Raw genomic sequence first — 2,515 nt, forward strand, 5'->3', positions numbered from 1 at the left:
GGTCCAGCTCGGCGGCCTCGCCTGCCGTTGCCGCGCGGCGCCTGCTTTCCAGGAACCGGGACCAATCGGCCAGGGCCATCAGGTCCGCCGGTCCGATCCGCCAGCGTGCCCCCGCCAGCAGCCGCATCAGCGCGTCGGACCGTCCCGGATCAGCCAGGACGCGCAGGGTCGCCACGAGGTCCACGATCTCCGGCTGTGCCAGCAGCCCGGCCAGCCCGATGATTTCGTAGGGAATGCCCCGCTCTTCGAGTACCTTGGCGATGCCCGGGATCTGTGCCCGCCGCCGGCACAGCACGGCGGTGCTGACGGGTTCGGCACGGCCGGTTTCAGGGTCCCGGGCGAAAACCGTCTTCCGTGCCCGTTCGATCGCGTCGGCGAGGGCGAGGGTCTCCTCCGCCTCGGTCGCGTAGCGCCCCAGTGCCACCGTTCCTTCCGTGGCTCCCGGCCGTGGGCGCAGCGGCGGAACGCTGATCCGGCCGGGGCGCGGACGGTTCGGGTCTTCCCGGTTCAGCGGTGCCGAGATCCGGTTGGCCATCCGCAGGATGTTGATGCTGTTGCGCCAGGCCACCGTGAGGAAACCGGCCGGAGCCGGGGCCCGCCGGCCGTCGTCGCCCACCAGGGGAAAGTGCTCCTGGAAAGCGAAGAGCTGGCCGGCGGAGGCACCGCGGAAGCCGTAGATGGACTGGTTCGGGTCGCCCACTGCGGTGACGGCATGCCCGTCGCCGAACAGTTCGGAGAACAGCACCATTTGGGCGTGGGAGGTGTCCTGGAATTCGTCCAGCAACACGACTTTGTAGCGGCTGCGTTCCAGCTGGCGGGCCTGCGGCACTTCACGGGCGATGCGGGCCGCGAGGGAGACCAGGTCACCGAAATCCAGCACCCCCCGTTCCCGCTTTGCCCGGTTGTAGCCGGCCGCCAGGTTGGCCACGGTGATCCGGGTCCGCAGCCGGTCCAGCAATTTCCGCACCTCCGCCTTGGCCTGCTTGGTGCTGCCGTCGATGTAGGGAAGGGCGGCGATCCGCTCCACCTCCTCCGCGAGGTAGCCGGCAGCCTGGTCCGGGGTGACCAGATGCTCCGAGCATTCCCCGGCGAACTGCATCACGGCGTTGACCAGGGTCGATTTGCCGGCCACCAGGTGCTCGATGGGGCCGTCGTACGCCTCCACGCAGTGGCTGGCCAGCTGCCAGGACTGCGCGGTGCCCAGCAGCACCACGTCGCGTTCAATTCCCAGGCGCAGCCCGTAGTCGCTGACCAAACCATTGGCGTACGAGTGGTACGTCGAGACCTTCGGTTCCACCAGTCCGGCAGCATCGTCGGCCTCCTGCGGCAGCAGGCCCTTGCGGTCCAGCTTGGCCAGCTGCGCGCGGATCCGGGCTGCCAGCTCGCCTGCGGCCTTGCGGGTGAAAGTGACGCCGAGGATTTCATCCGGGCGGACAAAGCCATTGGCCACGAGCCAGACCACGCGGTCGGCCATTGTCGCCGTCTTGCCGGAACCCGCGCCGGCGATGACCAGCATCGGCTGCAGCGGGGAGCTGATGATGGCCGACTGTTCGGCTGTCGGCAGGTGCTGGCCCAGCAGTCCGGCAAGCTCTTCCGGGCTGTAGGTTGTGGTGACCGTTCCTATGCTCATTCGGTGACCTGCCTTCCTTCTGCGCACAGGGGACAAATTTCCGGTGCACGGCAGCCGTGACCGCCGTTGCCGGACCGCTGCGGATCGTGCCGGGCCTCGAATTCGGAAGCGGCCATGAGCGCCGCGGCCTCGTGGATCATCGCTGTGGCCCAGTCTTCGCCGTCGGCCAGGCTCTCCTGCTGCTGGACTTTGACCGATTTCAGGTCCTGTCCCAGTTGGACCAGGGAAGCGCCGCCCGGGGCTGACGCATGTTCGGGGAATCCTCCGGCCTGGACCGCCGCCTGGTAGCTGCCCAGCTGCGGGTGCCGCTCCAGTTCTGCCTTGGTCGGGGCAGCGCGTCCCGTTTTCAGGTCCACGATGTGGAGCCGCCCGTCGGCGTCCAGTTCCAACCGGTCCACCTGTCCACGCAGCCTGGCCACGCGTTCCGGACCCGGCAGGTCAACCGAGAAGTCCTGTTCCACGCCGACCAGGCTCCGGCCCTCCGCACGCATCTGGATCACATACTGGGCCAGTCTCCGGACCATTCCTTCGGCACGGTTGAAGTCAAGCCGTCCCTCCCAGTTCTCCTTCATCCCCAACTGCGGCCAGCGCCGGACCAGTTCGGCCACGTATTCCGTTCCCGTGCCCGCGGGGATGTCTTGCGCAATTCCGTGGACCAGGGTACCCAGGCTGCGGGCGAAGTCGGTGGCCGCTTCGCCCCCTGCCGCTTGGATGAACCAGTCGAGCGGGGATTTCTGGACGGCTTCCACCTTTGAGGGGGAAACCGGGACGGGTTCCCCCTCCGGAACGACCGGTGCCGTGCTGCTCAGCGGCAGCAGTCCCCACCAGTCGCGCGGGTGAGCGCCGGGCACCGGCACCGGGCTGGCCGCCAGCATGGCGAGCACG

At 68.6% G+C, this 2,515-nt stretch carries 2 protein-coding genes; both read right to left on the reverse strand.

Annotation, left to right across the window (positions count from 1 at the left end; genetic code table 11):
• Window positions 1–1,630 (reverse strand): ATP-dependent helicase (locus tag AC5RUJ_RS14465; protein WP_494156065.1); only part of this gene is annotated, 1,630 nt, incomplete at its 3' end.
• On the reverse strand, window positions 1,627–2,515 hold an 889-nt coding region (locus AC5RUJ_RS14470), incomplete at its 5' end, for a RecB family exonuclease (RefSeq protein WP_494156066.1). The genes AC5RUJ_RS14470 and AC5RUJ_RS14465, both read right to left, overlap by 4 nt.

The organism is Arthrobacter sp. Y3223164, assembly GCF_059091005.1.